Origin of the sequence: Melaminivora jejuensis (assembly GCF_017811175.1) — a bacterium.
Taxonomy (GTDB): domain Bacteria; phylum Pseudomonadota; class Gammaproteobacteria; order Burkholderiales; family Burkholderiaceae_C; genus Melaminivora; species Melaminivora jejuensis.
Window position 1 is genome coordinate 1,357,020 of the sequence record NZ_JACWIJ010000002.1, and the last position, 21,090, is coordinate 1,378,109.

The window sequence follows — 21,090 nt, forward strand, 5'->3', positions numbered from 1 at the left end:
CTGCGTTTTTTGTGGTTTGCCCCTATGGATTTCACGCCCCCCGCCATCACCGTCCTGCCCGAGCTGCAGGCCTATATCGACCCGCTCACCCCCGATGAATACGAGGCGCTGGAGCGCAGCCTCCTGGCCGAGGGCTGCCGCGACGCGCTGGTGCTGTGGGGCGACGTGCTGGTCGATGGCCACAACCGCTATCGGCTGTGCCAAAAGCACGGTCTGCCCTTCCAGACCGTGCAGAACCCGCACTTTCAGAGCCTGGAGGACGTACACCTGTGGATGATCGACCAGCATCTGGGCCGGCGCAGCGTGTCCGAGTTCCAGCGCGGCGTGCTGGCGCTGAGGAAGCGCGAGATCATCGCCGCGCGCCGGGCGGCTGCCGCTGCCGCCGTGGTCGCCGCCCGGGCCGACGCGCCGGACGAGGCCGGCGGCCCTGCCCCCTGGGAGGGCGAGGCCGACCCGGCGGTGGCGCGCGCCCTGGCCAGCGTGCCCAAGGTGCCCGACGAGGCGCTGGACACGCGCGAGGCGCTGGCGCGCGCTGCGCGGCTGACGGCCAGCCAGGTCAAGATGATCGAGGCCATCCACCAGAACGCCGCGCCCGAGGTGGTGGCTGCCGTGAAATCCGGCGAGCTGTCGCTCAACGCCGCCGCCGTGGTGGCCAGCCTGCCGCAGGAGGAGCAGAAAACCGTCGCTGCCGGCGGCGCGCAGGAGCTCAAGCAGGCCGCCCGCCGGGTGCGCGAGGCAAAAAAGAAGCCCAAGGCCGACGCCGGCGGCGGCAGCACTGCCGAGCAGGCCGCGCCCACCCCCGCGCCTGACGCTGCCGCCCTGCAGCAGCGCATCACCGAACTGGAGCAGGAAAACGAGCGCTTGCGCCAGCAGGTCAAGGCGCTGCAGGAGCTGCTGGCCGAGCAGGAGTGAGGAGGGAGGCGGCGCTGGCGCTGCCGTGCCACCATCGCCGGCCCTTGCCCTACCCGCCCTCGCAGGAAAAGGGGAAATCAGCAGGCAGCGCCAGCGCCACGCCCCATTCGCGCTGCAGGCGCTGCACATCCTGCGGCGTATCGACATCGGTGCAGTGGCGCGCGTGCCGGGCTGCCAGGGTTTGTACCTGCTGCGCATGGGCGCGGCGCCACTCGCGCACGCCCTGCCCGCCCGGCATCTGCATGACGGCGGCGCGCAGCGCCGGGCCAAGGGCGATGGGGTGGCCGGGCTGCCCCTGGTGGACGGGCACCAGCAGCTCGATGCCCGGGCCGCGCTGCTGCCAGGCCTGCAGCACGGCCTGCACGTCGGCCAGCTCTAGCAGCGGCTGGTCGGCCAGAGCCACCAGCACCGTGGGTGCCTCGGGCAGCAGCGCCAGGGCGCAGCGCAGCGAACTGCCCGGCCCAGCGTCGGGTGCCGGGTTGATGGCCCAGGCCAGCTGCACCGCGCCGGCGCTGCGGCCCTGCAGCTCGGCGCGCACATCCTGCAGCACCGGCTGCAAGCGTCCGGCATGGTGGCCCAGCGCCACGGCGATCCGCGCAGCACCGGCGCCGGCCAGCAGGCGGATCTGCCGCGCCAGCAGCGTCTGGCCATCGCGCAGCAGCAGCGACTTGGGTACGCCGCCCATGCGCCGGCCAGCGCCAGCGGCCAGCAGCACGGCGACACAGGCCGGCGGGTCACCCGGCAGCGGTTGCGGGGCGACCGGCAGGGCCGCAGGCCTGTCCGGCTGGCTCACACTGCCGCGCCCATTGCGCCCGGCGTATGCGCCGCGCTGGCGGCATCTGCCACATCCACGGTGCAGGCCGAGCCGGGCGGCACGGCGCCCAGCCTGTCCTTGACGTGGGCCACATCCATATCGCGCGGCAACGGCACGCCGTTCTTCACCGCCAGCACCTCGGCCATGATGCTCACGGCGATCTCGGGCGGGGTTTTGCTGCCGATGTAGATGCCCACCGGGCCGCGCAGGCGCGCCAGGCTTTCTTCGGTCTGCTCTAGGTGCTCGATCATGCGCTGGCGCCGCGCGGCGTTGTTGCGCCGGCTGCCGATGGCGCCGATGTAGAAGGCCGGCGTCTGCAGCGCCTGCAAGAGCGCCAGGTCATCCAGCTTGGGGTCGTGCGTCAGGGCGACGACGCAGGTGCGCGCATCGGGCTGCATTTCGGCCACGGTGTCGTCGGGCATGGTGGTCACCAGCCGCGCGCCGGGTACGGCGAAGCTGCCGCGGTACTCCTCGCGCGGGTCGCACACGGTGACGGCAAAGCCGCAGAACTGCGCCATGGTCGCCAGGTATTCGCTCATCTGGCCGGCGCCGATGATCAGCATCCGGTATTCCGGGCCGAAGGTGTTGACCAGTTGCGCCTCGCCCACGCGCAGCTCGGCAGGGGCGTCGGCCGGCTGCAGCGTGACCACGCCATCGGCCAAGCGCACGCTGCGGTGCATCAGTTGGCCGGCATCGAGCGCCTGCACCAGTTCGCGCAGCCGCGCGGCGTCGGGGTCGAATTCAAGCAGCAGCTCCAGTGTGCCGCCGCAGGGCAGGCCGAAGCGAAAAGCCTCCTCGGCACTGACGCCGTAGCGCACCAGTTGCGGGGGAGCAGCGCTGCGCGGCAGGGCCTCCTGGGCATCGGGCTGGGTGGCGGGTCGGGTATAGCGAGCGATCAGGTCGTCCTCGATGCAGCCGCCCGAAACCGAGCCGACCACTGCGCCATCGCCGCGCAGCGCCATGATGGAGCCGACCGGGCGCGGCGACGAGCCCCAGGTGCGCACCACCGTCACCAGCAGCGCGTGCTGGCCGGCAGCGCGCCAGTCGCGCAGGCCGCGCAATACGGTGACGTCGAGGTTTTCCATGGCGGGCCTTTCGTGAGGGTTTGCTGATCAAATTGATAGCACACTGTCCAGTTGGCGTTGGAGCGCGGGCAAGGCGGTGATTTTTCCAATGTCGCAAGCGCATGGCGACGCAACTCCCTCTCCCGCGTGCGGGAGAGGGTGAGGGTGAGGGCAGGCCTGCAACAGGCGCAGCGCTCGAACCGGCCCCTCACCCCACCCCAGCCCTCTCCCCAGAGGGGAGAGGGAGTGGCGGCCGCTCCCGGGGCAGCTGCCCTCTTTCCCCGCAGAGGGCGTGCAGTCAGGCTCAGGCCTCGCCCTGGGCTGCCGGCTCGTCCTTGCCGCCCCCCGTCAGCTTGCCCCACATCTTCTTGAGCGCACCGGGCTTGGCCTCCTCTTGCGCCCCCTCCTCGGGTTGCGGGCCGTGGCGGCGCTGCATCTCCTCCTCGAAACGCTTGAAGAAGCTCTCCGCCATGGACTTGGCCACGCCGTCGATCAGCCGTTGGCCAACCTGGGCAATCTTGCCGCCCACCGTGGCATTGGCGCTGTAGTGCAATTCGCAGCCGCCGTCGCTGGGCAGCAGCCGTACCTGGGCGCTGCCCTTGCCGAAGCCGGCCACGCCGCCGTTGCCCTCAAAGACCAGCGTATAGCTCTCGGGCGGCTGGATGTCGGACAGTTCGATGCTGCCTTTGAACTTGGCCGACACCGGGCCGACCTTGATGGCATTGACCAGGTCGTAGGCGTTCTCGCCCGTGGCCTCGATGCTGTCGCAGCCCGGGATGCAGGCCTTGAGCACTTCGGGGTCGTTCAGTCCCTCCCAGGCCTGCTGCTGGGTGACGGCGAGCTGGCGCGTGCCTTGCATTTCCATGGTGTGTCTCCTTTCCTTTGACAAATCTCAGCGCTGGCGCAGCAGCTCGGCCAGCGCGTCGGCCAGTTGCTGCAGCCGGGTGACGTTATGCACGGCCAGCATGGCATCGCAGGCGCGGTGCAGCGCCGCTGCGCCCTGGGCCAGCGGCTGGTAGCCATCGAAGCGCAACAGCGGGTTGAGCCACAGCAGGCTGCGCGTGTGGCGCTTGAGCCAGTCCAGCTCCTGCGCCAGCGCCTCAGGCCCTCCCGTGTCCAGGCCGTCGCTGACCAGCAGCACCAGCGTGCGCCGTCCCACCAGGCGGCGCGCATGGTGGCGGCGCAGCGCGGCCAGGCTCTCGCCCAGGCGGGTGCCGCCGCCGAAGTCCTGGATCAGCCCGCCGGCGTGTACCAGCATGGCGTCGGTGTCGGCATGGGCAAAAGCGGCCTGCAGGTCGGTCAGGCGCGTGCCGAAGGCGAATACGTCACGGCGCACCGGCAGCCGCTGCCCACCCACGACCACGCGCGCCGTGGCGGCGTGCAAAAAGGCCAGCAGCAGTCGGGCGTAGCGCTCCATGGAGCCGGATACGTCCACCAGGATCAGCAGCGGCAGCGGCTGGCGCCGGCGCCGGCGGCGTGCCAGCAGCGCCACATCGCCCCCGCTGCGCGCGGCTGCGTGCAGGGTGCGCGCCCAATGGATGCGCGCGCCCCGGCTGCCGGCGCGGCTGCGACGCCCGGCCACCGTCGGCACGGGCAGCGCGATGGTCTGCACCAGCTGCTCGACCATGCGGTACTCGCTGGCGCTGAGCTGGTTGAAGTCGGCGTTTTTCAGGCGTGCCGTCTGGCTGGCACTCATGGCGGCGTCCAGGTCGATGGCCTGCTCGTGCGCCGGCTGGGCGGCCTGGGCCGTGCGCGGCGGCGTCAGGGCCTCGCGCACGCGCGGGCGCCGGCGCGGCGCTTCGGCCCGGCCATCGGCGCGCGGCAGCATCTGCGCCAGCAGCTTGCTGGCCAGGTCGGGGTCGCGAAAGAACGCGGCGAACAGCTCGCGAAACACCAGCCGGTCGGCCTCGCGGCTGACCAGCACGGCCTCCAGCGCCGCCTCCATGTCCTGACGCTGCGCCACGCCCACGGCCAGCAGGGCCTGCTGCGCCAGGGCGATGCGCGCGGCATCGACCGGCACGCCGGCGCGGCGCAGGCTGCGGCCAAAGGCACTCAAGTTGGCCGACAGCTTGCCGCTGCGCGCGTCGCCCAGCTGCGCAATGGGTCGGTCAGGGATGGTCTGCTCTGACATTTTGATAGCTGCTGGCGCTTGTCCAGCAAGGGTTTGCGCCGGTTTTGGCTCTTAATCTTGCTGGAATCCTGGGGCAGCCCGGGAGACTGCGGCCTGCAGCGCTGTCTTTTGCTGTTCCTTTACCTGTTCTTTTGCCTGATCTTCCTGCTGCAACCGCACGGCCTGCAGGGCTTCATCGGCCAGCGCCAGGTTCAGGGCGGCCACGTCACCCCGCTGCTTGAACAGGATGCCGGCGGTGTCCACGACCACTTCGGGGTCGAGCGCGATGGTGTCCAGCGCCACCAGGGCGCGCGCCCACTCAACCGTCTCGGCGATGCCGGGTGCGCGCTGGAACTGCCCGCCGTAGGGCGCGCTGCGCAGCTGCTGCACGAAGGCGGCGACCTGGGCTGCCAGCTGCTGCGGTGCCTCAGGCACCAGGGCGCGCACGATGGCCAACTCGCGCGCGCGCTCGGGGTAGTCCAGCCAGTGGTACAGGCAGCGGCGCTTGACGGCATCGTGCAGTTCGCGCGTGCGGTTGCTGGTCAGGATGGTCACCGGTGGCACGGCGGCGCGCACCGTGCCCAGCTCGGGAATGCTGACCTGGTACTCGCCCAGGTATTCGAGCAAGAAGGCCTCGAATGGCTCGTCGGCGCGATCGACCTCGTCGATCAGCAAGAGCGCTCCCGGCTCGGGCGTCTGCAGCGCCTGCAGGAGCGGGCGGCGCACCAGGTAGCGCGGCTGATAGACCTCCTGCTCCAGCTCCTCGGCGGTGTTCCTGCCTTCTGCCGCGCGCAGGTGCAGCAGCTGGGCGGCGTAGTTCCATTCGTACAGGGCTTCGCGCTGCTCCAGGCCATCGAAGCACTGCAGGCGCAGCAACTGGCGCCCCAGCACGGCGGCCAGGGCCTTGGCCAGCTCAGTCTTGCCGACGCCCGGCTCGCCTTCCAGCAGCAGGGGCCGGCCCAGCCTCAGCGCCAGGAAGGTGGCCGTGGCCAGGCGGCGGTCGGCGTAGTAGCCGACCGCCTGCAGGGCAGCCTGCAGGGCGTCGATGGAGGCGAAGGCGGCGCTGGGACTGGGCGGTGAAGTCATCAGGGGCAGTCTAAAAAAACAATGAAATCCGGCTCAAACCTTTGTGGGATAAGCGATGTCAGCTATCAATCTTGATGATTCTGATGAACGATATGGCTGCCTGCACGTGGCCGTGGCACGCATGGCAGGTGGTATGCAGGCAGTGTGCAGGTCTTGTGCTGCGTCTTCGTTTGGCGGGACGGTGCGCCACGGCTGCCTGGCTCCCTCGCCCCCTTGGGGGAGAGGGAGCAGGGACGGGATCAGGTCAGGGCCTGCTGCACTGCCTTGCGGGCCATCACGCCCACCAGATGTGCGCGGTAGGCGCTGCTGCCGTGCAGGTCGCTGGACATCTCGGCCTCGTCGGTGGCCACGCCGGCCACCGCCTCGGGCGCGAAGTTGGCCGACAGCGCCTGCTCCAGCGCCGTATGCCGGAACACGCCGTTGCCGCCGCCGGTCACCGCCACGCGCACGCCGTGCGCCGTCTGCGCGACGAAGACGCCGATCAGCGCAAAGCGCGAGGCCGGCTGGCGGAACTTGGCGTAACCCGCACGCTGCGGGATGGGGAAGTCGATGGCGGTGATCAGCTCGCCATCTTCCAGCGCCGTGGCGAACAGGCCCTGGAAGAAATCGTCGGCGGCGATGCTGCGCTGCGTGGTCTGCACGGTGGCGCCCAGGCCGAGCACGGCGGCCGGGTAGTCGGCAGCCGGGTCGTTGTTGGCCACCGAGCCGCCCAGCGTGCCGCGTGCGCGCACCTGGCGGTCGCCGATCAGGCTGGCCAGATGGGCCAGCGCCGGGATGGCCGAGCGCACTTCGGCGCTCTCCACAACCTGGTGGTGGCGCGTCATGGCGCCGATGTGCAGCCTATCGCCCTCGCGGCGGATGCCGGCCAGCTCGGACACGCCCGCCAGGTCGATCAACTGCCCGGGCGCGGCCAGGCGCAGGCGCATGGAGGGCAGCAGGGTCTGGCCGCCGGCGATGGCCTGGCCGCCGGCGCGCATCAGCGACTGGGCCGCATCGCGGCTGGTGGGGCGCTCGTAGGTGAATGCGTACATGGTCTAGGTCTCCCTGGCGTTCAGGCCTTGGCTTGCTGGATGGCCTGCCAGACGCGGTGCGGCGTGGCCGGCATGTCGAAGTCCTGGACGCCCAGGTCTTTCAGGGCGTCCAGCACGGCGTTGATGACCGCCGGGGGCGAACCGATGGCGCCGGCCTCGCCGCAGCCCTTGGCGCCGATGGGGTTGTGCGTGCAGGGCGTGCAGACGTGGCCCAGCCTGAACTCGGGGAAGTCCGAGGCGCGCGGCATCTGGTAGTCCATGTAGCTGCCGGTGACCAGTTGGCCGCTGTCCGGGTCATAGACGCCGTGCTCCATCAGCGCCTGGCCGATGCCCTGCACCAGGCCGCCATGCACCTGGCCCTCGACGATCATGGGGTTGATGATGACGCCGAAGTCATCGACGGCGGTATAGCGATCGACGCGCACCACGCCGGTCTCGGGGTCGATCTCGACCTCGCAGATGTGCGTGCCTGCCGGGTAGGTGAAGTTGGTCGGGTCGTAGAACGCGGTTTCGTTCAGGCCCGGCTCCAGCTTGTCCAGCGGGTAGTTGTGCGGCACGTAGGCGGCCAGCGACACCTGGGCAAAGGGCACCTTCTTGTCCGTGCCCTTGACGGTGAACTCGCCATTGGCAAATTCGATGTCGGCGTCCGACGCTTCGAGCAGGTGCGCGGCGATTTTCTTGGCCTTGGCCTCGATCTTGTCCAGCGCCTTCATGATGGCCGTTCCGCCCACGGACAGCGAGCGGCTGCCGTAGGTGCCCATGCCAAAAGGTACGCGGCCCGTGTCGCCATGCACGATGTCCACCTGGCTGGGGTCGAGCCCCAGGCGGGCGGCCACCAATTGGGCAAAGGTCGTCTCATGCCCCTGGCCGTGGCTGTGCGAGCCGGTGAACACGGTGACGCTGCCCGTGGGGTGTACGCGCACCTCGCCAGCCTCGAACAGGCCGGCGCGCGCACCCAGGGCGCCGGCGATGTTGGACGGCGCCAGGCCGCAGGCTTCGATGTAGCTGCTGTAGCCGATGCCGCGCTTGAGGCCCCGGGCCTCGCTGGCGCGGCGCCGCTCCTCGAAGCCGGCCACCTCGCCCAGCTCCTGCGCCTTGTCCATGCAGGCGGGGTAGTCGCCGATGTCGTACTGCAGCGCCACTGGCGTCTGGTAGGGAAACTGGGTGATGAAGTTGCGCCGGCGGATCTCGTCCTGGGCCAGGCCCATGTCCCAGGCGCAGCGCGTGACCAGGCGCTCGACCACATAGGTCGCCTCCGGGCGGCCTGCGCCGCGGTAGGCATCGACAGGCGCGGTGCTGGTGAACCAGCCATCGACCTCGACATAGATCTGCGGCGTGGCGTACTGCCCGGCCAGCAGCGTGCCGTAGAGGATGGTCGGCACGCTGGAGGCGAAGGTGGACAGGTAGGCGCCCAGGTTGGCGTCGGTATGTACGCGCATGGCCAAAAATTTGCCATCCTGGTCCATGGCCATCTCGGCGTGCGTGATGTGGTCGCGCCCGTGGCAGTCGCTCAGGAAGGACTCGCTGCGCTCGGCCGTCCATTTGACGGCGCAATTGAGCTGTTTGGCCGCCCAGGTCACGGCCACGTCCTCGGCGTACAGGAAGATTTTCGAGCCGAAGCCGCCGCCCACGTCGGGCGCGATGACGCGCACCTTGTGCTCGGGCAGACCCAGCACGAAGGCCGTCATCAGGAGGCGCTCCACGTGCGGGTTCTGGTTGGCCACGTACAGGGTGTATTCGTCGGTCGCGCGGTTGTAGCTGGCGTTGGCGGCACGCGGCTCGATGGCGTTGGGGATCAGGCGGTTGTTGACCAGATCGAGCCGGCTGATATGCGCCGCGCCCTCGAAGGCCGCATCGACGGCTGCCTTGTCGCCCAGCGTCCACTTGTAGCACTGGTTGTCGGGTGCCTCATCGTGCAGGGCCGGGCCGTCCTTGGCACGCTTCATGTCGATGACCGGGGCCAGCTCTTGGTAGTCCACCTCGACGGCCTCGGCGGCGTCCCTGGCCTGCTGGAGGCTGTCGGCCACGACCATGGCCACGTGGTCGCCCACGTAGCGCACTTTGCCGATGGCAAGAATCGGGTGCATGGGCTCCTTCATCGGCGTGCCGTCGGGGTTGCTGATCAGCCAGCCACAGGGCAGGCCGCCCATCTTGCCCTCGATGTCGCGGCCGGTATAGACGGCGGCCACGCCAGGCATGGCGGCAGCGGCAGCCGTGTCGATGGCCAGGATGCGCGCGTGCGCGTGCGGCGAGCGCACGAACACGGCGTACTTCTGGTGGGCCTGCTGGATGTCGTCGGTGTAGTTGCCCACACCGGTCAGAAAGCGCTCGTCTTCCTTGCGCTTGAGCGATACGCCGATGTGCGGCAGCTTGGCGAAGTCACTGGCTCCCATGGTGCTCTCCTTGTGCGCTGGCCTCAGGCGGCGGCGGGGGTGGTCTGCTGCTGCGCGGTCTGCACCGCGCGCACGATGTTCTGGTAGCCGGTGCAGCGGCACAGGTTGCCTTCGAGCTGCTCGCGGATCTGCGCTTCGTCGGCATCCGGGTGGCGCGCCAGCAAATCAACGCTGCTGAGCACCATGCCGGGCGTGCAGAAGCCGCATTGCAGGCCGTGGCACTCCTTGAAGGCGGCCTGCACCGGGTGCAGCGTGCCGTTGGCTTGCGCCAGGCCCTCGATGGTGGTGATCTCACAGCCTTGCATCTGCACGGCCAGGGCGTTGCAGGATTTGATGGCCCGGCCATCGGCCAGCACCGTGCAGGCACCGCACTGGGCGGTGTCGCAGCCCATGTGGCTGCCGGTCAGGCGCAGGTGCTCGCGCAGCAGCTGCACCAGCAGGGTGTTGGGCGGCACATCAGCCGAAACCGGCTTGCCATTGACGACGAGTTCTACTTGCATCGCGGGCGTCTCCTTGTCCTTGTCGTGGGTTGCGGTAGTCTTGTCAGCGGGAACGGGACATTCTTGGAACAAGCCGCCGTCCCAGTGCCACGGGGAAACCCTCGATTCCCGGGCGAAGGCGGAGAAATTCTCACATTGAGACGTCGGCACCCGCTACTCCCGCAGCCCCGCCGCTGCTGCAGCCATCTATCCAGCAACCATGCACGACGACCTGCGCCTCAGACAGATCTCACAGGCACGCCAGAGCCTGCTGGCCAGCGGTGGCGAATTGACCCAGATACTGGCCAGCGCCTGGTACGACCGCGCCTGGATCATGCAGAGCTGGCGCCGCTGCCTGGCCCAGGGGCGCCAGCCTGATGAACCCGTGGTGTTCCAACCGGTGACAGCCAGCGCAGCGCGGCAGGCCCGGCAGGCTCAGGCCGGGCTGCTGGCGGCTGCACGTCCCGAACTGGAGCGCCTGGGAGCGCTGCTGGCGCCTATCCGCTATTTCGTCATCCTGACCGATGCGCGCGGCCTGGTGATCGACACGGCGGGCGCTATCGACCATGCCGAGCCGCATTCGCACGCCATCGCCCGCGTGGGCGTCGATCTGTCCGAGGACAGCATCGGCACCAGCGCCATCGGGGCCGCGCTGGCCGAGAAAATTCCGGTCTGGCTACATCAGGGCGAGCACTTCTTTCGCCACACGGCGGTTTACAGCTGCGCCGGCGCACCACTGTTCGGGCCATCGGGCGAGTGCCTGGGCATGTTGGATGCAACTGGCGTCGATGTGCCCGAGCGGCCTGAGCTCAAGCACTTGGTGGCCCAGTCGGCCCAGCGCATCGAGCAGGCGCTGTTGCTGCAGCAGCCGCATCGATTGCGTCTGCATCTGTCGTGGCCGGCAGCGTCGGGCAACGGCAGCGCCATGAAGGGCGCGACGATGCTCGCCACGCTGCAGCGGCTGGGCGTCATGCCCTCGTTCAGTCGGCCTTCGGTGAGTGACGACAACCCGTACTCGGAGGCGTTGTTTCGAACGCTCAAATACACCCCGACCTACCCTGACAAACCCTTTGCCGATGTGCAGCAAGCCCGCCTGTGGGTACAGCGCTTTGTGCATTGGCACAACAAGGAGCACTGCCACAGCGCGATTCGGTTCGTCACACCCAGCCAGCGCCACGCGGGGTTGGATACGGCGATCTTGCAACAGCGCCATGACACCTACACCCGGGCCAGAAGCGAGCGCCCTGAGCGCAGGAATGGCCGGGCAACGCGCAATTGGCAGCCGGTGGCTCAAGTGTGGCTCAACCCATCTCGTTATACACAACTCACCCCAGCCCGGCCTCGCGCATGTAGCGCACCCCGGCCACAAACGCCGCTACGTCCTGCATTCCCAGCCAGATCGTCTTGGCGCCGGGTTCACCATCGCCCTTGCGTGCCAGAAACCCACCGCGCTGTGCGATCAGCCGCAGCACCGTATTGAGCTGGGGCACCTCCTTGGGCGGTTTTTTCTTGTTCAAGATGAACGCCGCGTGCCACTCTTGGGTCTCCAGCAGCAGATCGGCGGGCAGCTCGGGCAGGGTGCGTCCCAGACGCATCAAGCGGTTGATGCGCCAGGCAATCACCATGTACAGCGCCAGAGCCGTTTGCAGCGCCTGCGTGTTGCCCAGCTGCAGGCGCTGGACTTGGCAGCCTTCCTTGAGCACCAGAAAGAACAGCTCGATTTCCCAGCGCGCGCGGTACCAGTCGATCAGCTCACAGGCCTGCTCCAAGGTGACGGCCTGGCGGTTGCTCAGCAGCCGCCAGACCACGGGCTGCACTCCCGGCGGGGGATCGATCTCGGTGGCTATCAGGCAGCTGACTTCGATGCGGCCCTGGCGGCTGTCCTTGACAACGACACGCCGCACGCGCACCTCTTGTTTGACGCTGCGCGCCTTGCGGCCACGACCGGCGGCAATCTCAAAGCGCACGCACCCCAGTGGCGCGCTGTCCATCACGTTTTGCCACAGCTTGCCGCCTTCGGGCAGGACGCGGTTGTGCTTGCAGCGCACCAGATAGTCGACTGGATAGTCCAGCTCACCGGCTTGGGCTCGCGTGCCCACATCCAGGCGTCGGTCACGCCCAGCGGTTCACGCTGCGGGGTGATGACGTAAGTGGGGTGCAGGTACATGCCGCGCTGGGCTTCGTAGCTCAGCGGCCCCAGGCCCTGCATTTGCTGGCCGTTGTAGTCCAGCTCCGTGGTGTCTTGCAGGCACAGCACCAGCGGGTGCGCGGCAATGCGCTGGACGCTGGCTTGCCAGTGCGGCTGCATCACGCCCTCCCAGGACAGGCGGTCGTTGCTCAAGAAACGGTAGGCCGCAATCGTCTCTGTCCAATTGCTGCAGGCGTTGGGGATGCTCGCCGTCGGCTTGGCGGCCAGGCGTTCGGCCAGCAGCACCGCCCGCTTGTTCAGCCGTGCATCGCCCAGATCGAGGGTTTCAAATTCTTGGGCTGCCCAGCTCATCGGTTTGCTTCTTTACGGAGAAATGTGGATGGTAGAGGGTTGTGTATAACGAGATGCCTTGAAGCCCTTGCGCAGCACGTACAGCGTGCCCCATAGCTGCGGCGTGTCTTTCCTGATCGTCGGGCGGTCTTTGTCCAGCTCTTCGGCCAGCCGTTGGATGAACACGCCTTCCGGGTTCTTGGCGTGGTTCTTGGCAAACTTTTCCCAGACCTCGGGCTGCGTCTCCTTCACCCAGGCAACGGCATCCTCGGGAAACAACGCCGTGCGCCGGTCGTAGCCTTGGTCGTAGGCAAACCCCTTCTGGTAGGGCAAGGGCCCATCCATCAGCCAGCCCTGGTCTTTCAGGGCCTGGCAAACCTCATCTTCAAACTGCGCTTCGGTGTGGATGGCGGGCATAGAGCACACGGGTGGCAAAAAGCAAAAGATGTTGGCAAAGATTATGCGGGTCGTGTTCCCACGATCCCGACAACACCCGCCACGCAGCCCGGCGGGTTGCCGCCCAAGGGCATTGCCGCAATAATATGACCATATGGTCATTTTCAAGGAGCGCACCATGAGAAACGTCACCGTGGTCGAAGCCAAAAGCCGCTTTTCCGCCCTGCTGGCCGAGGTGGATGAGGGCGCCGAGATCGACATCACCCGCCACGGCAAGGTGGTGGCGCGGCTGGTGCCCGCCCGCCCGCGCATGGCCGCCGATGCCTTTGCCGACTTCTGGGGCGACAGTGCAGACTTTGACCTGCAAGCCCCGCCCGATCTTCCCGCCGAAGACCTGCCCGCGTTGGATGCCGCACCATGAGCACGCGCTACCTGCTCGACACCAATATCCTGATTGCCGCGCTCAAGGGCGCACCGGGCGTGCGCCAGCAGCTGGAGCACACGCCCTTGAATGCGCTACTGCTGTCCACCGTGGTGCTGGGCGAGCTGGAGTTTGGCGCCGAGAAAAGCGCCTGGGCCGCACGCAACCGCCAGCGCCTGAACGAACTGACCGAGCGCCTGCCGCTGCTGGGCGTGGACGCCAGCACCGCCCGGCACTACGCCCGCATTCGTGCCCAGCTGGAGCGCCAGGGCCAGCCCATCGGCGCCAACGACCTGTGGATTGCCGCCCAGGCGCTGGCGGCCGACGCCACGCTGGTGACCGATAACGAAGGCGAGTTTCACCGCGTGCCGGGGCTGGCGCTGGAAAACTGGCTGCGGGCCGAGGCATAAAGCCAGGAAATATGAATCAAATCAGCCTCTAGTGCCCGTCCATCAAGCGCGAACAGCTATTGTTTCGATAGTATTTGCCGCACATCCACCCGGCCCAGCACGGCATCGGCAATGGTGGCGGCGCGCAGTTCTTTCAGCAGCGCGATGGCTTCCTGGGTGTGGGTGATGAGGGTGTCGAATGCTGTCACTTCTGCTTTCATTTTCTCGAGCAGGGCATCGCGCAGTTCTTTCGGTGGCAACAACACCGGCAGCTCTTTCACGTTGGCTTGGCTGATGGATGCCAAGTTGGTGCTTTGCTTGGCGTTGTTCATGAAATAGAACTTGGCGTATTGGGTCTGCGTGATGGCAGCCAGCCATTCCGACAAGTCTTGCTGCATGGGGCGCACGGCAAACACATGATTCTGATGCAGGCAGTGAGAAATCTCGCCCGTCCACACAGCTCCGCGCCCCACCTTGTCATAGTCGCCGCCCTCATTCATGAGCACATCACCGGCCAGCAGAGAAAACCGCTCCACCGCGTCCACTTCAACCGGCATGGTCGTGATCTCACGCAAATCCAAACGGCCTTCCTGGACGTTGGCCACCCGCAGATAGGGCAGTTCCACCGTCGGCCGATCACCCGTGTCCTTGCCCTGTGCCAGGCCGGAACGCACCTGGGCCAGATGCTTGAGCCGTTTGAGCCACCAACCATCGGGCAACTGCGGCACCCACGGGTTATCTGTCGCCCGCCCTGGCAAGCCATCCCCGGAAATCAGTTCGCTGATGCGGTTGAAGCGAGCTTCCCGCAGCAACCCAATCAGCCCCTCCTTTTCCTGAATCAGCGTGTCGATGCGGGCGGTTTCGGCATCCAGGTAGCCGGCGATGGGCTTTGTTGCACAAATCGAGTTGCAGACGGCATGACCCCACCCCAGACAGATCTATGCCACGGCAGCCACTGGTACGGTTCGAGGACGGCCGATCTGGCTGAAGCGATTCAGCAAGGCCACGCGTACATGCAACTCCACCACCTGGCGCTCGAACGTGCGCGCCGTCACACGCTCGCCCAGTCGCTTGAAGCAGTGCATCTTCGTCTGCACAAGGCTGCGTCGATGCTAGCCGCTCCACTTCTTCCAGATGCTGCGACCCAGGCGCTTGCACGCAGCAATGGCTTCGTTGCGGTGCGCCCAGCCCGGACTGGACTTCTTCCAATGGCTGGCGTTCTTGCGCGGCGGGATCACCGCCATCGCCTGCCGTTGGGCAATGGCGTCCAGGCAGCCTCGCGTGTCGTAGGCACCATCCGCACAGACGCTTTCGATGGGCTCGTCGGCGGCAATCTGGGCCAGCAACTCGGGCAGCATCGGTGCGTCTCCGATGGCGTTGCTGGTCACCTCGATGGCGCGTATCTGCAGGCTCGTGGCGTCGATGCCCAGATGGACTTTGCGCCATTCGCGCCGATACTCGGCACCATGCTTGTTGCGTTTCCACTCACCTTCGCCCAGGAACTGGATGCCGGTGCTGTCCACCAGCAACTGCAGCGGCCACTGGGGGCGCTGGTAGCTGAGTTCGACCTGCAAGGTCTTGTGGCGTCGGCAGACCGTGCTGAAGTCAGGCACTGGCCAGTCCAGCTTGGCCAGCCGCAGCAGGCTTTGCACCATGCCAAGCGCCTGGCGCAAGGGCTGGCCGAACAGGCTCTTGATGCTCAGGCAGAACTGGATGGCCGCGTCCGAGAAGGTCGGGCTGCGTCCGCGCTTGCCACTCGGCGTGCCAAGCCACTGCATGCCCTGATCCAGCCACATCGTCAGCGAGCCTCGCGCCTTCGGCGCCGCGTTGTACGCTTTCCAGTTCGTCGTGCGGTACTTGCTCCGCTGCCTTCTCTTCGCTTCTGTCACGCCGTCAGTCTGCGCGTGGCAGCGAGGCGATTTGTGCAACAAAGCCTTCCTGCTGCGTAAGTGCCTGATTTACCAATGAAAAAGGCCGCCAGGTGGTGTTCCTTGGCGGCCTTTTTTTTGGTGGATGGTGGAGCTGGCGGGAATCGAACCCGCGTCCGCAAGCCTTCTTCGGGCAGATCTACATGTTTAGCGCTCTGATTTGAATCTCGCCTCCTGCACCGCGCAGACGCACGCTGTGCAGCAAGCCAGTACCCTTGGATCTCGCCCCCTGCCAAGGTACCCGGCAGAAGGCCAGCTGATGTGAATTCCCTTGCAGCCGGGAGGTATTGCTACCCCCTTGCCCAGCCCATCAGCGTGCTGTTGCAAGGCTCACCGGTATTTAAGCGGCGAGTGCGAAACGTTCGTCGTTTGCAGTTACTTTGTCGAATGGAGATTTACGAGCGTCACTCAAGCTCGACATGCACCACTCCGATTCCGAACCCACGTCGAAACCAGGACAGCCCCATGCAGTCGATTTTAGGTCAATTTCAGCAAGTTCAAGAGTTCGAGGGGTTGATTGATGGTGGCGTCAGCCCCCCAGGTCGTGGCTTCGGCGTCCTGCCCCAGGTAGCCGTAGAGGGCAGCTACAGTGCCCATGCCGGCTGCCTTGCCGGCCTGGACGTCACGCAGGTCATCGCCGACGTAGATGCAGCCGTCCGCAGCAATGCCAAGATGCCTGACTGCTTCCAGGAGCGGCGCCGGGTGCGGCTTGATGTGCGGGGTGGTGTCACCGCTCACGATGACGGCTGCACGATCGAACAGTTTCATGCGCTGGGCGATCAGGCTCGTGAAGCGGCTAGCCTTGTTGGTCACCACACCCCAGGCAAGCGAGCTGCCTTCCAGACGGGCGATCAGCTCCTCGATCTGATCGAAGACCCGGGTCTGGTCGTGGATGCAGCGCTCATAACTGTCGAAGAACTCTTCACGCAGGCCGGGGAATTGCAGATCCTCCGGGGTCAGGCCAAAGGCAATGCCAAGCATGCCGCGTGCTCCGGCTCCAGCCATGGCGCGATAGCTATCCAATGGCAGTTCGGACAGGCCACGTGCGATGCGCAAGTTGTTGGCCGCCCGCCCCAGATCGGGGGCGCTGTCGATCAGGGTTCCATCCAGATCGAAAAGCACAGCCTGGGTGCGGCTCCAGTCGAGAGCACTCATGCTGCAGGCCTTGTGGTGGCCAGCAAATAGTTCACGCTGGTATCGCTGCTGAGCCAGTAGCGGGCCGTGATCGGGTTGTATTGCATGCCTCGCATATCCACGACGGTCAACCCTGCCGAGCGGCAGGCGGCGGCAAGTTCGCTGGGCTGGATGAATTTTGCGTATTCATGGGTGCCCCGGGGCAACATGCCGAGAATGTATTCAGCGCCCACGATGGCTTGCACAAAAGACTTCGGGTTCCGGTTGATGGTCGAGAAGAAGGCCCAGCCACCCGGCTTGAGCAACAGGGCGCAGGCCTTCACGACCGACTGCGGGTCGGGAACGTGTTCTAGCATCTCCATGCAGGTGACGACATCGAAGGATGTCGGAGCTTCCTGCGCCAGGGCCTCGACGCTGATCTCCCGATAGCGGACCCGGGGTGTCTGGGCCTCCAGCGCGTGCAGTTTCGCCACCCGCAGCGCCTTGCTGGCCAGATCAATGCCCAGCACGTCGGCTCCGCTGCGCGCCATGGAGTCCGACAGGATGCCGCCTCCACAGCCCACGTCCAGCACGCACTGGCCAGCCAGGGGGCGGTGCTGGCCGATCCAGTCGAGGCGCAAGGGATTGATCTGGTGCAAGGGGCGGAATTCACCATCCGCATCCCACCAGCGGTGCGCCAGTTCGGAGAATTTCGCTAGCTCTGCAGGGTCGGCGTTCACGTTTTCGGTCATGACAGCATTGTCTACACGAATCGAGGCAGACGAAAAAAAAGCCCCGTCGCCGGGGCTTTTTCTGGTCACTGAACGAAGATCAGTTGGCGCGGGTGCCCACCACTTCGATTTCCACGCGGCGGTTCTTGGCGCGACCCTCGGCGGTGCGGTTGTCGGCCACGGGCTGCTTCTCGCCCTTGCCTTCGGTGTACACGCGGTTCTTCTCGATGCCCTTGGAGACCAGATAGGCCTTCACGGCTTCGGCGCGGCGCACGGACAGCTTCTGGTTGTAGGCGTCGGTGCCGATGGAGTCGGTGTGGCCGACGGCGATGATCACTTCCAGGTTGATGCCCTTGACCTTGGAGACCAGATCGTCCAGCTTGGCCTTGCCTTCGGGCTTGAGGACGGACTTATCGAAGTCGAAGAAAGCGTCAGCGGCGTAGGTCACCTTGCTGGCAGCAGCGGGCGCAGGCGCGGGAGCCGGTGCCGGAGGCGTTGCGACCGGAGCAGCCGGGGTCACTGCAGGAGCGGGGGCCGGGGCAGCAGCCTTCACCAAGGCTCCGTCGCAGCCTTCGGCCGCCGTGGCAGGCGTCCAGTTGGCATCACGCCAGCACAGCTCGTTGGTGCCGTTTTTCCAGACCAACTCGCCCGTGCCGTTTTGCCAGTTGTCGATGGTTTTGCCGCCATCGGCAGCCTTGATTTGGGCACCAGCCGAGGTAGCAAGCACGGCAGAGGCCAACAGTATCGCCACTTTGTTCAGTTTCTTCATGGTTCTCCTCTTGGGGATAAAGGCGCAGCCGCGCTGCGAATTGAATGGACGTCGTCAGTGACCATCACTAAAAACGCTGAAATCATTGTGCCATACGTAACAAGCACGAGGCGGCCCGCCCGGGTGCCAGCCGTAGGACTGCAGCGCAATCCCGGCATTATGTTGCGCGACTGCGACAAGGCGCAGCGCCTAGAATGCCCGGTTACCGTCCTGCCTGCCCAGCCTTTCGTCAGCCACCATGAATCAGTTCGCCAAAGAGACCCTACCCATCAGCCTGGAAGAGGAGATGCGGCGCAGCTACCTCGATTACGCCATGAGCGTGATCGTGGGCCGGGCGCTGCCGGATGCACGCGACGGCCTCAAGCCCGTGCATCGGCGCGTGCTCTACGCCATGCACGAGCTGAACAACGACTGGAACCGGCCCTACAAGAAGTCCGCCCGTATCGTCGGCGACGTGATCGGCAAGTACCACCCGCACGGCGACATCGCGGTGTACGACACCATCGTACGCATGGCGCAGGATTTCTCGCTGCGCCACATGCTGGTCGATGGCCAGGGCAACTTCGGCTCGGTGGACGGCGACAACGCCGCCGCCATGCGCTACACCGAAATCCGCCTGGCCAAGATCGCCCACGAGATGCTGGCCGACATCGACAAGGAAACGGTGGACTTCGGCCCCAACTACGACGGCAGCGAAACCGAGCCACTGGTGCTGCCCAGCCGCCTGCCCAACCTGCTGGTCAACGGCAGCGCCGGCATCGCCGTGGGCATGGCGACCAACATCCCGCCGCACAACCTCAATGAGGTGGTGGACGCTTGTTTGCATTTGCTGCGCCACCCCGAGGCCACGATCGACGAGCTGATGGAGATCGTGCCGGCGCCGGACTTCCCTACTGCCGGCATCATCTACGGCATCAACGGCGTCAAGGAAGGCTATCGCACGGGTCGCGGGCGCGTGGTCATGCGCGCCAAGGTGCATTTCGAAGACATCGACCGCGGCCAGCGCCAGGCCATCATCGTCGATGAGCTGCCCTACCAGGTCAACAAGAAGACGCTGCAAGAGCGCATGGCCGAGCTGGTGCATGAGAAAAAGCTCGAAGGCATCAGCCACATCCAGGACGAGTCGGACAAGTCCGGCATGCGCCTGGTGATCGAGCTCAAGCGCGGCGAAGTGCCCGAGGTGGTGCTGAACAACCTCTACAAGCAGACCCAGCTGCAGGACACCTTCGGCATGAACATGGTGGCCCTGGTCGATGGCCAGCCGCGCCTGTGCAACCTGAAGGATCTGATCGTCGTCTTCCTGCAGCACCGCCGCGAGGTGGTCACGCGGCGCACGGTGTTCGAGCTGCGCCGAGCGCGCGAGCGCGGCCACGTGCTGGAAGGCCTGGCGGTGGCGCTGGCCAACATTGACGAGTTCATCCACATCATCCGGCAGGCGCCCACACCACCCGTGGCACGCGCCGAGCTGATGAGCCGCGCCTGGGACAGCCAGCTGGTGCGTGAGATGCTGACGCGCACCCGCACCGATGGCGGCACCGTGAATGCCGACGACTACCGCCCCGAGAGCCTGGAGCGCGAGTACGGTATGCAGACCGGCGGCCTGTACCGGCTGTCCGACACCCAGGCGCAGGAGATCCTGCAGATGCGCCTGCAGCGCCTCACCGGGCTGGAGCAGGACAAGATCGTCGCCGAATACAAGGATGTCATGGCACAGATCGACGATCTGCTGGACATCCTGGCACGCCCCGAGCGCGTCTCGACCATCATCGGCGGCGAACTCACCGCCCTGCGCACCGAATTCGGCCAGACCCGCCTGGGCGCGCGCCGCAGCACCATCGAGCACAGCGCGCAGGATCTGTCCACCGAAGACCTGATCACGCCCACCGACATGGTGGTCACCCTCAGCCACAGTGGCTACATCAAGAGCCAGCCCCTGTCCGAGTACCGCGCCCAGCGGCGCGGCGGGCGCGGCAAGCAGGCCACGCAGACCAAGGAAGACGACTGGATCGACCAGCTCTTCATCGCCAACACGCACGACTGGATCCTGTGCTTTTCCAACCGTGGGCGGATGTACTGGCTGAAAGTGTGGGAGGTGCCCGCCGGCTCGCGCGGCTCGCGCGGGCGGCCCATCGTCAACATGTTCCCGCTGCAAGAGGGCGAGAAGATCAACGTGGTGCTGCCGCTCACGGGTGCCATGCGGCACTTCCCGCAGGATCACTACATCTTCATGGCCACCAGCATGGGCACGGTCAAGAAGACGGCTCTGTCGGAGTTCTCCAACCCGCGCAAGGTCGGCATCATCGCCGTGGGCCTGGACGAGGGCGACTATCTGATCGGCGCAGCGCTCACGGACGGCCAGCACGACGTGATGCTGTTTTCCGACGGCGGCAAGGCCGTGCGCTTCGACGAGAACGACGTGCGCCCCATGGGCCGCAACGCGCGCGGCGTCAAGGGCATGACGCTGGAGGAGGGCCAGAGCGTGATCGCCATGCTGGTGGCCGAGGATGAGACGCAGGCCGTGCTCACCGCCACCGAAAACGGCTTCGGCAAGCGCACGCCGATTGGCGAATACACGCGCCATGGCCGTGGCACCAAGGGCATGATCGCCATCCAGCAATCCGAGCGCAATGGCCGCGTCGTCGCCGCCACCCTGGTGCGCGAGGACGACGAGATCATGCTGATCACCGACACCGGGGTGCTGGTGCGCACGCGCGTGGCGGAGATCCGCGAGCTGGGCCGCGCCACCCAGGGCGTGACGCTGATCGCGCTGGACGACGGCGCACGCCTGTCCGGTCTGCAGCGCATCGTGGAAAACGACGCGCAAAGCGATGCTGAAGGCGATGTACAGGGCGATACGCAGGGCAGCGACACACCGGCCGGCAGCCAGGAAGACTCCGCCCAGCCGCCAGCGCAGGAATGAGCCGCCGGATCGCTCTGTCTGTAAGCTATTAAAAATATAGCTACCAGCGCTTGCC

The 21,090-nt window shown here is 66.5% G+C and carries 17 protein-coding genes, 1 other RNA gene and 4 pseudogenes; 6 read left to right on the plus strand and 16 right to left on the minus strand.

The window, feature by feature from the left end; genetic code table 11:
- Positions 1–24 precede the first annotated feature (24 nt).
- Positions 25–912, plus strand: a complete 888-nt coding sequence (locus tag IDM45_RS06545) for a ParB N-terminal domain-containing protein (RefSeq protein WP_209422130.1) — start codon at positions 25–27, stop codon at positions 910–912.
- A gap of 49 nt (positions 913–961) precedes the next feature.
- Here the strand turns inward: IDM45_RS06545 and IDM45_RS06550 are convergent, their stop codons facing one another.
- From IDM45_RS06550 to IDM45_RS06585, 8 genes are all read right to left on the minus strand, one after another.
- Positions 962–1,705, minus strand: coding sequence for a nucleotidyltransferase family protein (locus IDM45_RS06550; RefSeq protein ID WP_232654237.1), 744 nt, complete (start codon positions 1,703–1,705; stop codon positions 962–964).
- The gene (locus IDM45_RS06555; protein WP_209422131.1) at positions 1,702–2,811 is read right to left on the minus strand and encodes an XdhC family protein; all 1,110 of its coding nucleotides are present in this window, start codon (positions 2,809–2,811) and stop codon (positions 1,702–1,704) included. The genes IDM45_RS06550 and IDM45_RS06555 overlap by 4 nt, the downstream gene beginning before the upstream one ends.
- A 283-nt stretch (positions 2,812–3,094) precedes the next feature.
- Positions 3,095–3,655: a CoxG family protein gene (locus IDM45_RS06560; RefSeq protein ID WP_209422132.1), complete on the minus strand. Its 561-nt coding sequence runs from the start codon at positions 3,653–3,655 to the stop codon at positions 3,095–3,097.
- A 27-nt stretch (positions 3,656–3,682) separates the two neighbouring features.
- Positions 3,683–4,921 (minus strand): vWA domain-containing protein, encoded by a 1,239-nt coding sequence (locus IDM45_RS06565; RefSeq protein ID WP_209422133.1) that lies wholly within the window; start codon positions 4,919–4,921, stop codon positions 3,683–3,685.
- A 51-nt stretch (positions 4,922–4,972) separates the two neighbouring features.
- Complete coding sequence (locus IDM45_RS06570; RefSeq protein WP_209422134.1) at positions 4,973–5,986, minus strand: AAA family ATPase; 1,014 nt, start codon at positions 5,984–5,986, stop codon at positions 4,973–4,975.
- A 239-nt stretch (positions 5,987–6,225) separates the two neighbouring features.
- The gene (locus IDM45_RS06575) at positions 6,226–7,017 is read right to left on the minus strand and encodes an FAD binding domain-containing protein (protein ID WP_209422135.1); all 792 of its coding nucleotides are present in this window, start codon (positions 7,015–7,017) and stop codon (positions 6,226–6,228) included.
- A gap of 20 nt (positions 7,018–7,037) precedes the next feature.
- Complete coding sequence (locus IDM45_RS06580; RefSeq protein WP_209422136.1) at positions 7,038–9,410, minus strand: xanthine dehydrogenase family protein molybdopterin-binding subunit; 2,373 nt, start codon at positions 9,408–9,410, stop codon at positions 7,038–7,040.
- Positions 9,411–9,433: 23 nt separating this feature from the next.
- Complete coding sequence (locus tag IDM45_RS06585; RefSeq protein WP_209422137.1) at positions 9,434–9,910, minus strand: (2Fe-2S)-binding protein; 477 nt, start codon at positions 9,908–9,910, stop codon at positions 9,434–9,436.
- Positions 9,911–10,223: 313 nt separating this feature from the next.
- On the opposite strand from IDM45_RS06585, the pseudogene IDM45_RS18090 reads away from it, so the two are divergent.
- Positions 10,224–10,733: pseudogene (locus IDM45_RS18090) on the plus strand (GAF domain-containing protein); the annotation flags it as partial.
- Positions 10,734–10,796: 63 nt separating this feature from the next.
- A pseudogene (locus IDM45_RS17575) lies at positions 10,797–11,204 on the plus strand (integrase core domain-containing protein); the annotation flags it as partial.
- Between the two features lie 10 nt (positions 11,205–11,214).
- Here the strand turns inward: IDM45_RS17575 and IDM45_RS06590 are convergent.
- Positions 11,215–12,389, minus strand: a pseudogene (locus tag IDM45_RS06590) (IS4 family transposase).
- Positions 12,390–12,401: 12 nt separating this feature from the next.
- Positions 12,402–12,785 carry a hypothetical protein gene (locus tag IDM45_RS06595; RefSeq protein WP_209422138.1) on the minus strand — a complete coding sequence of 128 codons (384 nt, stop codon included), beginning with the start codon at positions 12,783–12,785 and terminating at the stop codon, positions 12,402–12,404.
- Between the two features lie 157 nt (positions 12,786–12,942).
- Here IDM45_RS06595 and IDM45_RS06600 point away from each other — a divergent pair, with 157 nt between their 5' ends.
- Both IDM45_RS06600 and IDM45_RS06605 read left to right on the plus strand, forming a co-directional pair.
- Positions 12,943–13,185, plus strand: coding sequence for a type II toxin-antitoxin system Phd/YefM family antitoxin (locus tag IDM45_RS06600; RefSeq protein ID WP_209422139.1), 243 nt, complete (start codon positions 12,943–12,945; stop codon positions 13,183–13,185).
- The gene (locus IDM45_RS06605; protein ID WP_209422140.1) at positions 13,182–13,595 is read left to right on the plus strand and encodes a PIN domain-containing protein; all 414 of its coding nucleotides are present in this window, start codon (positions 13,182–13,184) and stop codon (positions 13,593–13,595) included. Before IDM45_RS06600 ends, IDM45_RS06605 begins: the two co-directional genes overlap by 4 nt.
- 56 nt (positions 13,596–13,651) lie before the next feature.
- On the opposite strand, the gene IDM45_RS06610 is transcribed toward IDM45_RS06605, so the two are convergent.
- From IDM45_RS06610 to ompA, 6 genes and pseudogenes are all read right to left on the minus strand, one after another.
- Positions 13,652–14,386 (minus strand): restriction endonuclease subunit S, encoded by a 735-nt coding sequence (locus IDM45_RS06610; RefSeq protein ID WP_209422141.1) that lies wholly within the window; start codon positions 14,384–14,386, stop codon positions 13,652–13,654.
- Between the two features lie 126 nt (positions 14,387–14,512).
- Positions 14,513–15,463 (minus strand): annotated as a pseudogene (locus tag IDM45_RS06615) (IS5 family transposase).
- 125 nt (positions 15,464–15,588) lie between these two features.
- Positions 15,589–15,967: a transfer-messenger RNA gene (gene ssrA, locus IDM45_RS06620) on the minus strand.
- A 12-nt stretch (positions 15,968–15,979) separates the two neighbouring features.
- Positions 15,980–16,657 carry an HAD family hydrolase gene (locus tag IDM45_RS06625; protein WP_209422142.1) on the minus strand — a complete coding sequence of 226 codons (678 nt, stop codon included), beginning with the start codon at positions 16,655–16,657 and terminating at the stop codon, positions 15,980–15,982.
- Positions 16,654–17,367: a bifunctional 2-polyprenyl-6-hydroxyphenol methylase/3-demethylubiquinol 3-O-methyltransferase UbiG gene (ubiG, locus tag IDM45_RS06630; protein WP_209422143.1), complete on the minus strand. Its 714-nt coding sequence runs from the start codon at positions 17,365–17,367 to the stop codon at positions 16,654–16,656. The genes IDM45_RS06625 and ubiG overlap by 4 nt, the downstream gene beginning before the upstream one ends.
- Positions 17,368–17,446: 79 nt before the next feature.
- Positions 17,447–18,115 (minus strand): outer membrane protein OmpA, encoded by a 669-nt coding sequence (gene ompA / locus IDM45_RS06635; protein ID WP_209422144.1) that lies wholly within the window; start codon positions 18,113–18,115, stop codon positions 17,447–17,449.
- 238 nt (positions 18,116–18,353) lie between these two features.
- Between ompA and gyrA the strand changes: the two genes are divergently transcribed.
- Positions 18,354–21,035: a DNA gyrase subunit A gene (gyrA, locus tag IDM45_RS06640; RefSeq protein WP_232654236.1), complete on the plus strand. Its 2,682-nt coding sequence runs from the start codon at positions 18,354–18,356 to the stop codon at positions 21,033–21,035.
- Positions 21,036–21,090 lie beyond the last annotated feature (55 nt).